Source organism: Sphingopyxis sp. JAI128, from assembly GCF_014207235.1.
Lineage (GTDB): Bacteria > Pseudomonadota > Alphaproteobacteria > Sphingomonadales > Sphingomonadaceae > Sphingopyxis.
Genome location: NZ_JACHDA010000003.1, coordinates 360,590 through 374,841, shown reverse-complemented (window position 1 = coordinate 374,841; position 14,252 = coordinate 360,590). Strand labels below are relative to the sequence as shown.

Below are 14,252 nucleotides of genomic sequence, written 5' to 3'. Positions count from 1 at the left end.
GGACCCGCCGGCATCATAAGCGGACGTTCGAGGCGAAAGGTGGGATTTTGATCAGGCTGGCGATGTGTATCGCGATCGACCACGATCCGTGGCTCGTCGCGCTGGCGGTCGCGATCTGCGGCGTCGGGGCCTTTGCGATCGTGCAAATGTTCGAACGCGCGCGCGAGGCGGCGCGCGCGCAGGGGATCGCCTGGGCGTTCCTCGTCGCGGTCGCTGCGAGCGCCACGATCTGGTGCACGCATTTCGTCGCGATGCTGGCGTTCGAGGCGAAGGCGCCCGTGACGCTCGACCCGGTGCTGACCGTCGCGTCGCTGATGGTCGCGATGGTCGGCTCCTTCATCGGCTTCGCGGTCGCGGCATGGGGCCGGGACGAGGTTTACGGCGCGATTGGCGGGGCATTGTTCGGCGGCGCGATTGCCGCGATGCACTTCACCGGAATGACCGCGTATCGCGTCGACGGAATCGTCGTGTGGGATGGAAACTATGTCGCCGCGGCAGTAATCAGCGGCATGGCGCTGGCCGCCGCCGCGCTCACGGTGCTGCGTACCAGCCGGGCGGTGCGGCACCGTGTGCCGCTGGCGACGCTGCTGATCGTGCTTGCAATCGCCTCGCTCCATTTTCTTGCGATGACCGCGATGCGGATCACGCCGATGGCGTTCGACGAGACACCGCTGCGTCCGTCGGAATTCAATGCGCTCGCGCTGGCGACGGTGCTCGTCGGCGGGATCGTGATAGCGGCGGGTGTCTTCGCTGCGATGCTCGACCGCCAGACGCGGTCGGAGGCGCTGCGCGAAATGACGCGTATGGCGATGAATGATGCGCTGACGGGCCTGCCCAACCGCACGGCCTTTCGCGCCGAACTGTCGCGGCAGATCGGCGCGGCGCTGGTGAGCGGCGAGCGCGTCGGCCTGTGCGCGATCGATCTCGACCGGTTCAAGGAAATCAACGACGTCCACGGCCACAAGGCGGGCGACGAGGTGCTCGCGCGGCTGGCGCAGCGGATGCGCGACGCGCTGGGGCATGGCGACTTCGTCGCGCGGCTGGGCGGCGACGAGTTTGTCGCGCTGACGCGCTTCACCGAACGCGCCCAACTGACCGCGTTCGCGGCGCGGCTCGATGCCGAACTCAAGGCGCCGCTGGTCTTTCCCGATTTCGAGGCGCGGCTCGGTGCGAGCATCGGCGTCGCGGTTTTTCCCGACGACGCCGCGAACGCCGAGATGCTGGCGAATAATGCCGACCTGGCGATGTACCGCGCCAAGTCCGACGCCGCGGCAGCCCCGTGCCATTACGACTGGCAGCTCGACGAGGCGATCCGCGACGGGCGCGAACTCGCTGCCGACCTGCGCGGCGCGATCGACCGCGACGAACTCGACGTCCATTATCAGGTCCAGACCTCGGTCACGACCGGCGAGGTCACCGGTTACGAAGCGCTGCTGCGCTGGAACCATCCGGTGCGCGGGCCGATCCCGCCCGTCGTCTTCATCCCGCTCGCCGAATCGAACGGCTTCATTCTCGCGCTCGGCGAATGGGTGCTGCGGCGCGCGTGCGCCGATGCGGTGGCGTGGCCGCACGGATCGAAGGTGGCGGTCAACGTATCGCCGCTCCAACTCGCGCATGTCGATCTGCCCCGGTTGTTCCATCAGGTCCTGCTCGACAGCGGATTGCCGCCGCGCCGGCTCGAGATCGAATTGACCGAAACCGCGATCATCGCCGATCGCGAGCGTGCGCTCCACGTGCTGCGCCAGATCAAGGCGCTGGGGATCGGGGTCGCGCTCGACGATTTCGGCACCGGCTATTCGTCGCTCGAGACGCTGCGCGCCTTTCCGTTCGACAAGATCAAGCTCGACCGCTTCTTTGCCGCCGAGCTCGAGGGCAATCTGCAATCGACCGCGATCCTGCGCGCGGTTCTCGCGCTCGGCAAAAGCCTGTCGATCCCGATCCTCGCCGAGGGGATCGAGACGCCGGAACAGCTCGACGTGCTGCGCCGCGAAGGCTGCGACGAGGCGCAGGGCTTCCTGATCGGGCGGCCGCGGCGCGGCGCGGCGCAGGATGGAGAGGTGTGCGCCGCCTGACAGCGCAAATTTGACGAATTTATTCCGTTCGGGTTGACCCTCCGCGCGTACGCCCTTTACGCGGGAGTTCATGCCGCACGATACGACGCTGATCGGAACCATCGCCGCCGGGCTCGGCGTCGCCTTCCTGATGGGGGCACTTGCGCACCGGCTGAAGATTTCGCCGATTGCGGGCTATCTCCTCGCGGGAATTCTCGTCGGTCCGTTCACGCCGGGCTTCGTCGCCGATACGGGGCTGGCGATGCAGCTCGCCGAGATCGGCGTCATCCTGCTCATGTTCGGGGTCGGGCTGCATTTCTCGCTGAAGGATCTGCTCGCGGTGCGCAGGATCGCGGTGCCGGGCGCCATTGCGCAGATCGCCGTGGCGACAGCGCTCGGCACGATGCTGGGCCTGTACCTCGGCTGGTCGGTCGAGGGGAGCGCGGTGTTCGGGCTGGCGCTGTCGGTCGCGTCGACCGTCGTGCTGCTCCGCGCGCTGCAGGCGCGCGACATGCTCGAGACCGAAAAGGGGCGGATCGCGGTCGGCTGGCTGATCGTCGAGGATCTGGTGATGGTGCTCGCGTTGGTGCTGTTGCCCGCAATGTTCGGCGGCCGCGGCGACGAAGCCGGTATCGGGGCGAACGGAGCCGGACTGCTGCAATCGGCCGGCATCGTGCTGCTCAAGGTCGTGGGCTTCGCCGCCTTCATGTTTCTGATCGCGCGGCGCGTGCTGCCGTGGGTGCTACACTGGGTCGCGCATTCGGGATCGCGCGAATTGTTCCGGCTCGCGGTGCTTGCGATCGCGCTGGGCGTGGCGTTCGGCGCGGCAGTGATTTTCGACGTGTCCTTTGCGCTCGGCGCCTTTTTTGCCGGCATGATCCTCGGCGAGACGCAATTGTCGCGACGCGCCGCCGAAGAGACGCTGCCGCTACGCGACGCATTCGCGGTATTGTTCTTCGTTTCGGTCGGGATGCTGTTCAATCCCGACGTGCTGACGCAGCAGCCGGGTCCGGTGCTGGCGACGGTCGCGATCATCGTCGTCGGCAAGTCGCTCGCGGCCTATGCGCTCGTTCGCGCCTTCGGCCACAAGTCGCAGACCGCGCTGACGGTATCGGTCAGCCTCGCGCAGATCGGCGAATTTTCCTTCATTCTCGCGGGGCTCGGCGTTGGCCTGAACGTGCTGCCCGAAACCGGGCGCGACCTGATCCTCGCGGGATCGATGCTGTCGATCCTCTTCAACCCGATCCTCTTTACGCTGGCGGTGAAACGCATTCGCGCCGACGAACCTGCCCCAAAGCAGCCGGAGGACGTCGCCGGGGAGGCGCCGGGGCCGTGTAATGCGGGGGTCGTGCTCATCGGCTATGGCCGCGTCGGCAGCCATATCGGCTCGCTGATCTGCGGGCGGGGCGAGGGGCTGACGGTGATCGAGGACCAGAAGGATATGGCGGCCGCGGCCAGGGACGCGGGCGCAACGGTGATCATCGGCGACGCGACCACGGAAAGCATCCTGCGGCAGGCGGGGATCGGCGAAGCCTCGACGCTGCTGATCGCTATCCCCGAGGGGATCGAGGCGGGCGCGATCGTGCGGCGCGCGCGCGCAATCAATCCGAAGCTGGTGATCGTGGCGCGCGCGCATTCGGACGAGGAGGTATCCGACCTGGTGCGGCGCGGCGCCGACCATGTCGTGATGGCGGAACGCGAGACGGCGGCACGGATGGCCGAACGGGCGATGCTCACGCTCGGTTAGGCTGTTTTTCGTCCCGTTTGTGTCGAGCGAAGTCGAGACACCCATGGAAATAGCGCCTGGCCGGGGGCACCTCGGCTTCCTGAGCGCCCGCCCGGCGGGCAGTCGAAGGGCTCGACGGGGCCGGAATAGTTGAGACCGGGCTTCCCCCGTCCACCCAAACTTCCTATCGCCACCTGCCATGTCCGCCGACGCACTCCTCCCGCTGCTCAAATCCACCTTCGGTTTCGATCATTTCCGCGGCCGTCAGGCCGACGTCGTCGGTCGCGTGATGGCGGGCGAGCGTACGCTCGCGGTGATGCCGACGGGGGCGGGCAAGTCGCTGACCTATCAGCTGCCCGCGGTCGCACTGGACGGCTGCGTTGTCGTCGTGTCGCCGCTGATCGCGCTGATGCACGACCAGCTGCGCGGCGCGCGCGCGGCGGGCATTCGCGCGGCAAGCCTGACCAGCGTCGACGCCGATTTTGCCGACACGCGGCAGGCGTATCGCGACGGCGCGCTCGACCTTCTCTACATCGCGCCCGAACGGGCGACGGGCGAGGGTTTCCGGTCGTTGATGGCGGCGCGGACGCCGGCGCTGTTCGCGATCGACGAAGCGCATTGCGTTTCGGAATGGGGGCATGATTTCCGCCCCGATTACCGGCTGCTCCGCCCGTTGCTCGACGCCTTTCCCGCAGTGCCTCGACTCGCGCTGACGGCGACCGCGGACAAGCACACGCGCGAGGATATTCTCGTTCAGCTCGGCATTCCAGCGGAGGGGCTGGTGCTCGCCGGGTTCGACCGACCCAATATCCGCTATCGCGTGACGCCGCGCGTGAGCCCGGCGAGGCAGCTCACCGACTTTATCGCCGCCAATCCGGGGCCTGGCATCGTCTATTGCCCGACGCGCGACGGGACCGAGCGGATGGCGGCGAAGCTGGCCGCCGCGACGGGGCGGCCAGTGGCCGCCTATCACGCGGGGCTCGACCCCGAACGGCGCGCGCAGGTGCAGCATGATTTCGTCGCGTCGGAGGACGGCATCGTCACCGCGACGGTCGCCTTCGGCATGGGGATCGACAAGCCCGACGTTCGCTTCGTCGCGCACGCGGGTCTCCCGAAATCGATCGAAAGCTATTATCAGGAAACCGGGCGCGCGGGGCGCGACGGCGACCCCGCCGAGGCGCTGATGCTGTGGGGCGCCGAGGATTTCGCACGCGCGCGGATGCGGCTCGGCGAGCTGCCCGAAGCGCGGCTTGCGGGCGAGCGGGCGCGGCTCAATTCGCTCGCGGCGCTGGTCGAGACGGTCGAATGCCGCCGCGCGCTGCTGCTCCGCCATTTCGGCGAAAATCCGCCCGAGCGCTGCGGAAATTGCGACAATTGCCTCGATCCGCCGCGCCAGGTCGACGCCACCGTCCTGGCCCAGAAACTGCTTTCGGCGGTCTATCGCACGGGCCAAAGCTATGGCGCGGGCCATGTCGAGGCGGTGCTGACCGGGCGGAGCGACGAGCGGATCGCGAGCCGCGGGCACGACAAATTATCGGTGTTCGGGATCGTCGCGGGCGAGGAAGCGCGGCTGATCAAACCGCTCGTCCGCACGCTCGTCGCGCGCGAGGCGCTCGAGACGACCGAACATGGCGGGCTGATGTTCGGCCCCGCGGGGCGCGCGGTGATGAAGGGCGAGACGCCGGTGCTGATGGCCGAGCCGCCGGTGAAGCGGACGCAAAGGGCTTCGCGGGCCGATCGGGCCGCTGCGAACCCGGTCGGCGACCCGTTGTTCGACGCGCTGCGCGCGATGCGGCGCGAACTCGCGGCCGAAGCGAATGTGCCGCCCTATGTAATCTTTCACGACGCGGTGTTGCGCGCGATGGCGAGCGAGCGGCCGGCGACGCGCAGCGCCCTCGCCGACATTCCCGGCGTCGGCGGCAAGAAACTCGATGCGTGGGGCGATGCGTTTTTGACCGTCATCCGGCAATATTGATTGTCCGGGTTCGATCGCTGACCGCCTGCGCGGGCGGCGATCGGTCGGGGGCTAACGCCCGCTCGCCATTCCAAAAGCCGCCACAGGGCCGTGGCCTCAAACCCGCGCGCGCTCGGTGATCGTCGCTTCGGCCTCCGGCACTGCGCGATAGGCATAGATCAGCAGGCCGAGCGCGATCGGGGCGACGCCGATCAGCGACAATATGCCGGTGCGCAGGTCGCCGACCGGCTTGCCGTCCACCATCGTGCCCGCCAGGTCCGAAATCTGCCCGACCATATAGGGACCGAACGACAGACCGACGAGCGTGGTGCCGAGGAAGAAGGCGGCGGTCGCCGTTCCGCGCATTCGCGGCAGCACCAGGTCCTGCGTCGTTGCCGCCGCCGCGCCGAGGGCGGCCGCGCCGAACAGTCCGGCGAGGAAGTTCATGGTATAAAAAAGCGTCGGATCGGGGGTCGTATAGCCGATCCAGATCGGCACGACCGGCGCGACGACCCCGAAAATGATCATCAGGATGCGGCCCGCCGGATTTTTGGCGCGCAGCGCGTCGGCGATGCGGCCCCCGATGATCACGCCGATGAAGCCGCTCGCCGCGCCATTTGCGCCGAGAATGAAGGCCAGCTCCTGCTTGGGTAGCCCCAGCACGATCTCGGCATAGGGCGCCGACCAGAAGGCGAGCGCATAGGCGGCGAGCGCGACGAGGCCGTAACCCAAGGTCGTGCAGATGAAGGCGGGGGTGCCCCAGATCAGCCGAAAGGTCCCAGGGTCGTGCGCGCGCAGCGTGCTCGCCCACGAGAATACGGCATAATAGCCGAGCGCGACCGCCATCCATTGCGCCTCGTTGGCGGTCAGCTCGATCATCCACCAGGCAAAGCCGGCGAGCGCCGCCGCGACGCCGATATTGATCGCGAGCGCCGCGGGGCCGCGTTTCCACGCGCCCCACAGCGTCAGCGGCGGCACGATCATCGACAGATCCCTGCCGAATTCCCGGAACGGCGTCGGCGATCCGTGCGTGGGGGCGCCGTCCATGGCGCCGCGCACGGGCTCGCGCAGGCTCGCGACCCACAGCGCAAGCAGCAGCCCCGGAATGCCGACGGCAAGGAACGCCGCCTGCCAGCCGACCAGCCCCAGCGGCCCGCCAGCGGGATAACTGCGGTTCCACCCCTCGACGATCAGCGCGCCGATGAACAGCGACACGCCGCCGCCAAGGTAGAGCCCCGACGAATAGATCGCGAGCGCGGTCGCTTTTTGCCGCTTCGGGAAATAGTCGGAGATCAGCGAGTAAGCGGTCGGGCTTGCGGTCGCTTCACCGACCCCGACTCCCATGCGCGCGAGCGTCAGGGTAAACTGGTTATAGGCGAGGCCCGAAAACGCGGTCATCGCCGACCACAGGGTCAGGCCGATCGACAGCAGCTTTACCCGGCTCCAGTTATCGGCCAGCCGGCCGAGTGGAATGCCGAACAGCGCATAGAAGACCGCAAAGGCGGCGCCGCCCAGAAAGCCCATGTCGCCGTCGGAGAGCTTGAGATCGGCCTTGATATCGACCGCGAGGATACTGATGATCTGCCGGTCGATGAAATTCAGGATATAGACGACGACGAGCACCGACAGGACGTACCAGCTGTATCCCGTGGCTTTCGGTTCGGCTGCCGGCGCACCGGGCATGACATTCTCGCTGGCGGTATCGGCCATCTGGCAACCCTCTCCTTGACCCTCTATCTCTTGTTCCCTCATGGCTAGCAGAGCCATGCGCCGGCGCAAGTTGAAAGTCGGTTCAACTTTATTCGGAGGCAAATCGAATGCGCGAAGACCGGGAAACCGCCAAACCCGCGATCCTCTTTCTCTGCCTCGGCAACATCTGCCGTTCGCCGCTTGCCGAGGGCGCCGCGCGGGCCGCCTTCGCCGCAGCGGGGATCGATGCGACGCTCGATTCGGCCGGCACGGGCGACTGGCACGTCGGACGCCCGCCCGATCGCCGCGCCCAGGCCGAGGCACGCCGCCGTGGCACCGACATATCGGCGCTGCGCGCGCGGCAATTGTCGGCTGCCGACTTCTATCGCTTCGACCTGATCCTCGCTGCCGATGAAAGCAATCTGCGCGACGCGCTGGCGATCCGCCCTGCGGATGCGACCGCCGACCTCCGGCTGATGCTCGACCTCATCCCCGGCCGCGGCGGCGAAGGCGTCGTCGACCCCTATTATGGCAAGGATGACGGCTTCGCCGCGACGTGGGCCGATGTCTCGGCGGTCGCCGCGGCGCTCGTCGCCGAATTTTCGTCCAACGGATAACGCGCCACGGGATGATAGCGCGAACCGCCATGTCCCAGCTCGCTTTCGTACAATATCACCTGGTCGAATCGGAAGGCCGGGCTGGCAAGGTCGCTGTTCAGCGCGAGGAACGGCGCGACCGGCCCGGCCCCCCGGTTCAGCCGCGCCAGCGTGATATGCGGGGTGAAGCTGCGCGTTTCCGGTCCGACGCCGACCCGCGCCAGCAGCTGGCCGACCTTGCGGTGCAGCGCCGCGAGCGGCGCGTGCGGCTCGACCCTCGCCCACACCATATGCGGCCGGCCCCGATGCTCGAACAGGTCGACCCCCGCGATCCGGGCCGTGACACAGGGGGCATGGAGCGCGCCGAGCGCGGCGGCGATATCTTCGGCCTGGTGCCGGTCGACCTCGCCGACGAAGCGCAATGTCAGGTGCAATTGGTCGTCGTCCTGCCAGCGTGCGCGCGCAATGCCTTGCATCGCGGCGGTCAGCAGGGCGCGAACCGGTCGCGGCGGACGCAGCGCGACGAACAGGCGGTGGGTGGTCATGGCAAGCCAGCATAAGGCGCGATGCGGGAAAGCGCGAGCCCGGGCGGCGGGGCGGGGCTCCGGACGCGCCAATGCGAGGGTTCCGATCCTAATATGTTGCCGGAATGTTGCTGGTGTCCGGTTTCGCTTGAAACGCGCGGGCAAACCCCCGATATTGTCGATACGGCCGGTATGGGCTGGCCGGTGATGGAGATGAAAAATGGCGAATTGGAACGACCCCAATATGGCGGCTTCCGGTTTCGGGGCCGGCGCGAACGCAATGGACCAGGCCGTCGATGCCGGTCTGCGGTCGTACATGCTGTCGGTTTACAATTATATGGGCTCGGGCGTGCTGCTGACCGGCATCGTCGCGATGCTGGCGTTTAACTCGGGCTTCACGGCCTCGATGATCGGCAGCCCGCTGATGTGGGTGGTGATGCTCGCGCCTCTGGCCTTCGTGCTGGTGCTGAGCTTCGGCATCAACAAGCTGTCGACCGGCGCCGCACAGGCGCTGTTCTGGGTCTATGCCGCGGTGATGGGTCTGTCGATGTCGACGATCTTCCTCGCGTTTACCGCGACCTCGATCGCGACGACCTTCTTCGCGACGGCGGCGGCTTTCCTCGGCCTCAGCCTCTACGGCTATACGACCAAGAAGGATCTGTCGGGTTTCGGCACCTTCCTGATCATGGGCGTCGTCGGCATCCTCGTCGCGCTGCTTATCAACATGTTCGTGCAATCGACCGCGCTCGGCCTCGCGATCAGCGTGATCGGCGTCCTGCTCTTCGCGGGCCTCACCGCCTATGACACGCAGAAGATCAAGAGCATGTATTTCTATGTCCGCGGGACCGACTTTGTCGGCAAGTCGGTGATCATGGGCGCGCTGACGCTCTATCTCGACTTCGTCAACATGTTCACCTTCCTGCTCAACCTCTTGGGCAGCCGCGAATAAGCGGACGGAAGAGGAACGGAAAAAGAAAACCCGGCGGAGCGATTCGCCGGGTTTTCTCTTGGGGTTTGGTCTGATCCGGACCTTGCGCGCCGGCAAGCGTCGGGTAGCCGCAGCCACGGCGGCTAACGATCTGAAGCGGACACTCCTCCTCCCTTGTGGCGAAGCTATGGGGGAGGCGGCAGCGCGAAGCGCTGACGGGCCGATCGCGCGAGGTCGCGGCCCCTCCACCACCGCTGCGCGGCGGTCCCGCTGGCGCTACGCGCCGTCTGCGGCTCCCCCATCGCTGCGCGACAGGGAGGATTGGCAGGAAGCGACCGGAAGCTGCCGCTAGAGATGGGAACCCCGGCGAAAGCCGGGGTCCCCGAATTGCTAGGGTCCTGACCCTCGACCAACCTTGCCTTTTTCCGTACTGGGCCCGGCGCTCGACGGGGTTCACGATAGGGCAGTAACCCCCTCCAAATCCGGGGCATGCAAAAAAGGTCTTTCCTACAATATCCGGCTATGCCAGCCTTCATTCCGGCTGTTTCATGTGATCGCAGCCCGCCGCGTCCCGCATCCCCGCGGCGGCCAATCGAGCGGCGCACAAGGCTGACCTTTACTGACCTTTGGACAGCGTCACAGACGGTGGCTGCGAGCCCATCCCAAAACGGACACCTTTCAATCGTGCTCCCACCTTCAAGCTTGTCAGCGGGTGCGCGGCGGGAGTAGATCGCCGTCATGAGCGATTTTCGTCCCCTGTCCGCCGACTTCAGCGTTGCCCCGCAAATCAGCCTCGAGGATGTGGCCGAGGCGAGGGCGATGGGTTTTGCGATGCTGATCAACAATCGCCCCGACGGCGAAGAGCCATCGGCGCCGCAGGGCGAGGATATTGCGCACGCCGCGGCAGCGGAAGGACTCGCTTATGCCGCGATCCCGATCGGCCATGCGGGGTTCAGCCATGCGCAGATCGATGCGCTCGACAAATTGCTCCACGATGCGACGGGACCGATCCTGGCCTATTGCCGGTCGGGGACACGCTCGACGCATCTCTGGGCGCTGGCGCGCGCCCGCGCCGGCGACGATGTTGGCGGCATCGTCGATGCGGCGGCGAAGGCGGGTTATGATTTGACAGGCCTCCGGCCGATGCTGGACGCGCTTTCGGGGGAAAAATGACCGCGGTAGCGATCCAGACGGGCGTGTCGCTCGTGACCGTGCTGCTCGTCGCCTGGCTGGTCGGCAAGATCGGGCTCGGCGCCGATCCGCGGATAGAGGACGAGGCGCATGCGATCCGCCTCGCCGAAGAGGCCGAGGCCGGCTTTCGCGGCATCGAGGTTGCGCGTGACCGTGCGGGTTTCGCCGCGATCGTGCAAAATGCCCAGGGGCGGATGCTGCTCGTGCGCGCGCACGGCAATTTCTTTGCGGCGCGACCGATCGACGCCAGCGTCATCGGGCGGCTCGACAAGGACTTCCTGACTTTGACGACGCCGGAGAAAACATTCGGCGCGGTGACGCTACAACTGGGGAAGGATGCGGGGATGTGGGCATCGCGGATGCGGAATATTGTCCGTGCCTGAGCTGCCCGATCCCGTCGTCTATGCGGTACCGGCTTTTATCTTGCTGCTGCTCGTCGAGATGATCGTCTCGCGGCGCGCCGACAGGAGCCGTTACGAGGCGCGCGATACGTTGACCTCGCTGCTCCTCGGTACGGGAAGCCAGGTCGCCGGCGCGCTCGTCGGCGCGGCGGTGATCGGCATGGCAGTGTGGGTCTATCAGTTCCGCCTCTTCGACATCGGGATCGCATTCAAGAGCTGGTGGTGGGCGTGGATTCTCTGCTTTTTCCTCGACGATCTAGCTTATTATGCCTTTCACCGCAGTGCGCATCGCGTGCGCTGGTTCTGGGCGAGCCATGTCATCCACCACAGCTCGCAACATTATAATCTGTCGACCGCGCTCAGGCAGACATGGACGGGCTTTTTCAGCCTCGGTTTCATCTTCCGCCTGCCCTTGTTCCTGATCGGCTTTCCGCCCACGATGGTCTTTTTCTGCGCCGGGCTGAACCTGATCTACCAATTCTGGATCCATACTGAGGCGATCAGGCGGCTGCCCAAATGGTTCGAGGCGGTGATGAACACGCCGTCGCACCACCGCGTCCATCATGGCGTGAACCCGCGCTATCTTGACGCCAACTATGCCGGGGTGTTTATCATCTGGGACAAGATGTTCGGCAGCTTCGTCGCCGAGCGCGACGACGAGCCGGTGCGTTACGGCATCGTCAAACAGCTCGGCAGCTTCAATATCCTCTGGGCCGCGGTGCACGAATGGGTCGGGATCGCGAAGGATGTGTGGCACGCGCCGTGGAAACACAAGCTATCCTATATGTGGCGCGAACCCGGCTGGAGCCACGACGGCAGCCGCGCGACGAGCGCGATGATCAAGGAGCGCTGGGCGGCGGGACGGCCGGTCGAGGAGCCAGCGGAATAATTTTCGCGGTCATGGCTTCGCTGCCCTCGCAAGGACAAGCTTTTGGCGACTTGCTTCGCCGTCTAATGACATTCATGTAAGCACCCGGGGCGACCGCCATGAGGCGGCGCGAGGGAGAGTCGCATGGATCAGTTCGACATCATCGTCATCGGCGGGGGCAGCGCGGGGAGCGCGGCGGCGGGGCGGCTTGCCGAGGATGGCAAGCGCAGTGTCTGCCTGGTCGAGGCGGGCGGCCGCAACGACAATATGCTGATCAAGACGCCGGGCTTCATGCCTTTCATCCGGAACAGCGCGAATTATAAATATGAGACGGTACCGCAAAAGGGGCTGAACGGGCGCACCGGATACCAGCCGCGCGGACGCGGGCTGGGCGGGTCGAGCGCGATCAACGCGATGGTCTATATCCGCGGCCATGCCTTCGATTACGACCAGTGGGCGGCGCTGGGCGCAACCGGGTGGAGCTATGCCGACGTGCTCCCCTATTTTAAACGCGCTGAGCATAACGAACGCGGCAGCGACAATTTTCACGGGATCGGCGGTCCGCTCAACGTCATGGACCAGCGTTGGCCCAATGTGACGAGCCGGCGCTTCGTCGAAAGCGCCGCGACGCTGCAACTGCCGCGCACGGCCGATTTCAACGGTGCGCAGCAAGAGGGCTTCGGCCTCTATCAGGTCACGCAGAAAGCGGGCGAACGCTGGTCGGCGGCGCGCGCCTATGTCGAGCCGCTGCGCGAGCATGGCAATTTCGCGGTGCGCACGGGGGCGCTGGTCGAGAAGATCGTCGTTACGGACGGTCGCGCGGCGGGCGTGGTGATCCGCCGCGGACGGGCTCGCGAAACGCTGCGCGCGCGCGGCGGCGTGATCCTGTCGGCGGGCGCGTTCGGTAGTCCGCAAATCCTGATGCTGTCGGGGATCGGGCCGGGTGCGCACCTGCGCGACAAGGGGATCGACATCGTCGCCGACCGCGCGGCGGTCGGCGACGATTTGCAGGACCATATTGATTATGTGTCGAGCTGGGAAACGCGCTCGGCCGACCCCTTCGGGGACAGTGCGGGCGGGACGTGGCGGATGCTGAAGGCGATCTTCGAGCATCGCCGGCAGCGCACGGGGATCCTGACCACCTGTTTCGCCGAGGCGGGCGGTTTCTGGAAATCGCGCCCCGACCTGCCGGCGCCCGACATCCAATATCATTTCGTGCCCGCGATGCTCGAGGATCATGGGCGCACCAAGGTGAAGGGGCACGGCTTTTCGTGCCACGCCTGCGTGCTGCGTCCCGAGAGTCGCGGCACGGTGCGGCTGGCATCGTCCGACGCGGCCGCGGCGCCCGCGATCGATCCGGGTTTCCTGACCGACGATCGCGATATCGCGACGCTCCGCGCGGGGGTGCGGATGATGCACCGGATCGCCGCCGCGCCCCCGCTGTCCGACTATGCGGGGGTCGACCGCCATCCGGTGAATATCGATGACGATGCGGCGCTCGACGCGCTGATCCGCAGCCGCGCCGACACCGTCTATCATCCGGTCGGGACGTGTCGGATGGGTAGCGACGCCGATGCGGTGGTCGATCCGGCGCTGAAGCTGAAGGGCCTCGATGGGCTATGGGTCGCCGATGCGAGCGTCATGCCGCGGCTGGTCAGCGGCAACACCAACGCGCCGAGCATAATGATCGGCGAACGCGCGGCCGATTTCGTAAGGGCGGCGTTGAACTGAACGGACCCGGCTTTCGCCGGTGATCATGCAGCGCCGGCGGCAACGGCGAGCAGGGCGCCGCTTTTCGTCAGGCCGTAACGGCTCGCCGGCGGCCGCTGGTCGAGGATTTCGCGCGTGACCAGCCCGTGTCGCCCGAGCGCGGTCAGCCCCTGCGACAGCGCGCGCGGAGTCGCGGGCGCGAGCAGGCGCGAGAGCGCGTTGAAGCGGTCGTGCCCCGCATGGATTCCGGCAACGAGCGGCAGGCCCCACCGCGTGGCGGCGCCCGGAGGCAGGCCGATCGCATCCTGCGCCCCGGCGATCGTCGCCGCGCGTCCCGCCGCCGCCTGACCCTTTTCGGTAAGGATATATTCGGGACGGAGCGGGTGGCCGTGACCGGGATTGCGCCGCACCCAGCCGACCGTCTGCGCGGCGTCGAGCGTACGCGTCAGGCTGTCGCGGGAGAGGCCGAGCCGGTGGATCATCTCGACGAACCGGGCGCCCTTATGGGCCGCCAAATCGGCGAGCAGCGGGATCAGCCAGCGATGGCTGCCGAGCTGGATGAGCAGGGGGTCGGGCGTAGTTGACCGCATTCGCAACTAACTATACAAACCGGA

12 protein-coding genes are annotated in these 14,252 nt (G+C 66.8%); 9 read left to right on the top strand and 3 right to left on the bottom strand.

The window, feature by feature from the left end:
• The first annotated feature begins 47 nt into the window (after positions 1-47).
• The 3 genes from HDC35_RS09180 (at position 48) to recQ (ending at position 5,752) form a co-directional block, all read left to right on the top strand.
• Positions 48-2,072 carry a putative bifunctional diguanylate cyclase/phosphodiesterase gene (locus tag HDC35_RS09180; RefSeq protein WP_260397634.1) on the top strand — a complete coding sequence of 675 codons (2,025 nt, stop codon included), beginning with the start codon at positions 48-50 and terminating at the stop codon, positions 2,070-2,072.
• A 70-nt stretch (positions 2,073-2,142) separates the two neighbouring features.
• Positions 2,143-3,798 carry a YbaL family putative K(+) efflux transporter gene (gene ybaL, locus HDC35_RS09175; protein ID WP_184645917.1) on the top strand — a complete coding sequence of 552 codons (1,656 nt, stop codon included), beginning with the start codon at positions 2,143-2,145 and terminating at the stop codon, positions 3,796-3,798.
• 178 nt (positions 3,799-3,976) lie between these two features.
• Positions 3,977-5,752, top strand: coding sequence for a DNA helicase RecQ (gene recQ / locus HDC35_RS09170; protein ID WP_184645915.1), 1,776 nt, complete (start codon positions 3,977-3,979; stop codon positions 5,750-5,752).
• Positions 5,753-5,848: 96 nt separating this feature from the next.
• On the opposite strand, the gene HDC35_RS09165 is transcribed toward recQ, so the two are convergent.
• A complete protein-coding gene (locus HDC35_RS09165) occupies positions 5,849-7,441 on the bottom strand; it encodes an MFS transporter (RefSeq protein ID WP_184645913.1) in 1,593 nt (530 codons plus the stop codon).
• 107 nt (positions 7,442-7,548) lie between these two features.
• On the opposite strand from HDC35_RS09165, the gene HDC35_RS09160 reads away from it, so the two are divergent.
• On the top strand, positions 7,549-8,037 hold the full coding sequence (locus HDC35_RS09160) for a low molecular weight protein-tyrosine-phosphatase (RefSeq protein WP_184645911.1): 489 nt from the start codon (positions 7,549-7,551) through the stop codon (positions 8,035-8,037).
• On the opposite strand, the gene thpR is transcribed toward HDC35_RS09160, so the two are convergent.
• A complete protein-coding gene (gene thpR / locus HDC35_RS09155; RefSeq protein ID WP_184645909.1) occupies positions 7,947-8,561 on the bottom strand; it encodes an RNA 2',3'-cyclic phosphodiesterase in 615 nt (204 codons plus the stop codon). The genes HDC35_RS09160 and thpR overlap by 91 nt on opposite strands.
• Before the next feature lie 199 nt (positions 8,562-8,760).
• Here thpR and HDC35_RS09150 point away from each other — a divergent pair, with 199 nt between their 5' ends.
• From HDC35_RS09150 to HDC35_RS09130, 5 genes are all read left to right on the top strand, one after another.
• Entirely contained in the window at positions 8,761-9,489 is a 729-nt protein-coding gene (locus HDC35_RS09150; protein WP_184645907.1) for a Bax inhibitor-1/YccA family protein, read from the top strand.
• Positions 9,490-10,206: 717 nt separating this feature from the next.
• A complete protein-coding gene (locus HDC35_RS09145) occupies positions 10,207-10,641 on the top strand; it encodes a TIGR01244 family sulfur transferase (RefSeq protein WP_184645905.1) in 435 nt (144 codons plus the stop codon).
• Positions 10,638-11,042 carry a hypothetical protein gene (locus HDC35_RS09140; RefSeq protein WP_184645903.1) on the top strand — a complete coding sequence of 135 codons (405 nt, stop codon included), beginning with the start codon at positions 10,638-10,640 and terminating at the stop codon, positions 11,040-11,042. The genes HDC35_RS09145 and HDC35_RS09140 overlap by 4 nt, the downstream gene beginning before the upstream one ends.
• A complete protein-coding gene (locus HDC35_RS09135) occupies positions 11,035-11,949 on the top strand; it encodes a sterol desaturase family protein (RefSeq protein WP_184645901.1) in 915 nt (304 codons plus the stop codon). Before HDC35_RS09140 ends, HDC35_RS09135 begins: the two co-directional genes overlap by 8 nt.
• 123 nt (positions 11,950-12,072) lie before the next feature.
• Positions 12,073-13,659, top strand: coding sequence for a GMC family oxidoreductase (locus HDC35_RS09130; RefSeq protein ID WP_184645899.1), 1,587 nt, complete (start codon positions 12,073-12,075; stop codon positions 13,657-13,659).
• 23 nt (positions 13,660-13,682) lie between these two features.
• On the opposite strand, the gene HDC35_RS09125 is transcribed toward HDC35_RS09130, so the two are convergent.
• The gene (locus HDC35_RS09125; protein WP_184645897.1) at positions 13,683-14,228 is read right to left on the bottom strand and encodes a winged helix-turn-helix transcriptional regulator; all 546 of its coding nucleotides are present in this window, start codon (positions 14,226-14,228) and stop codon (positions 13,683-13,685) included.
• Positions 14,229-14,252: the final 24 nt, after the last annotated feature.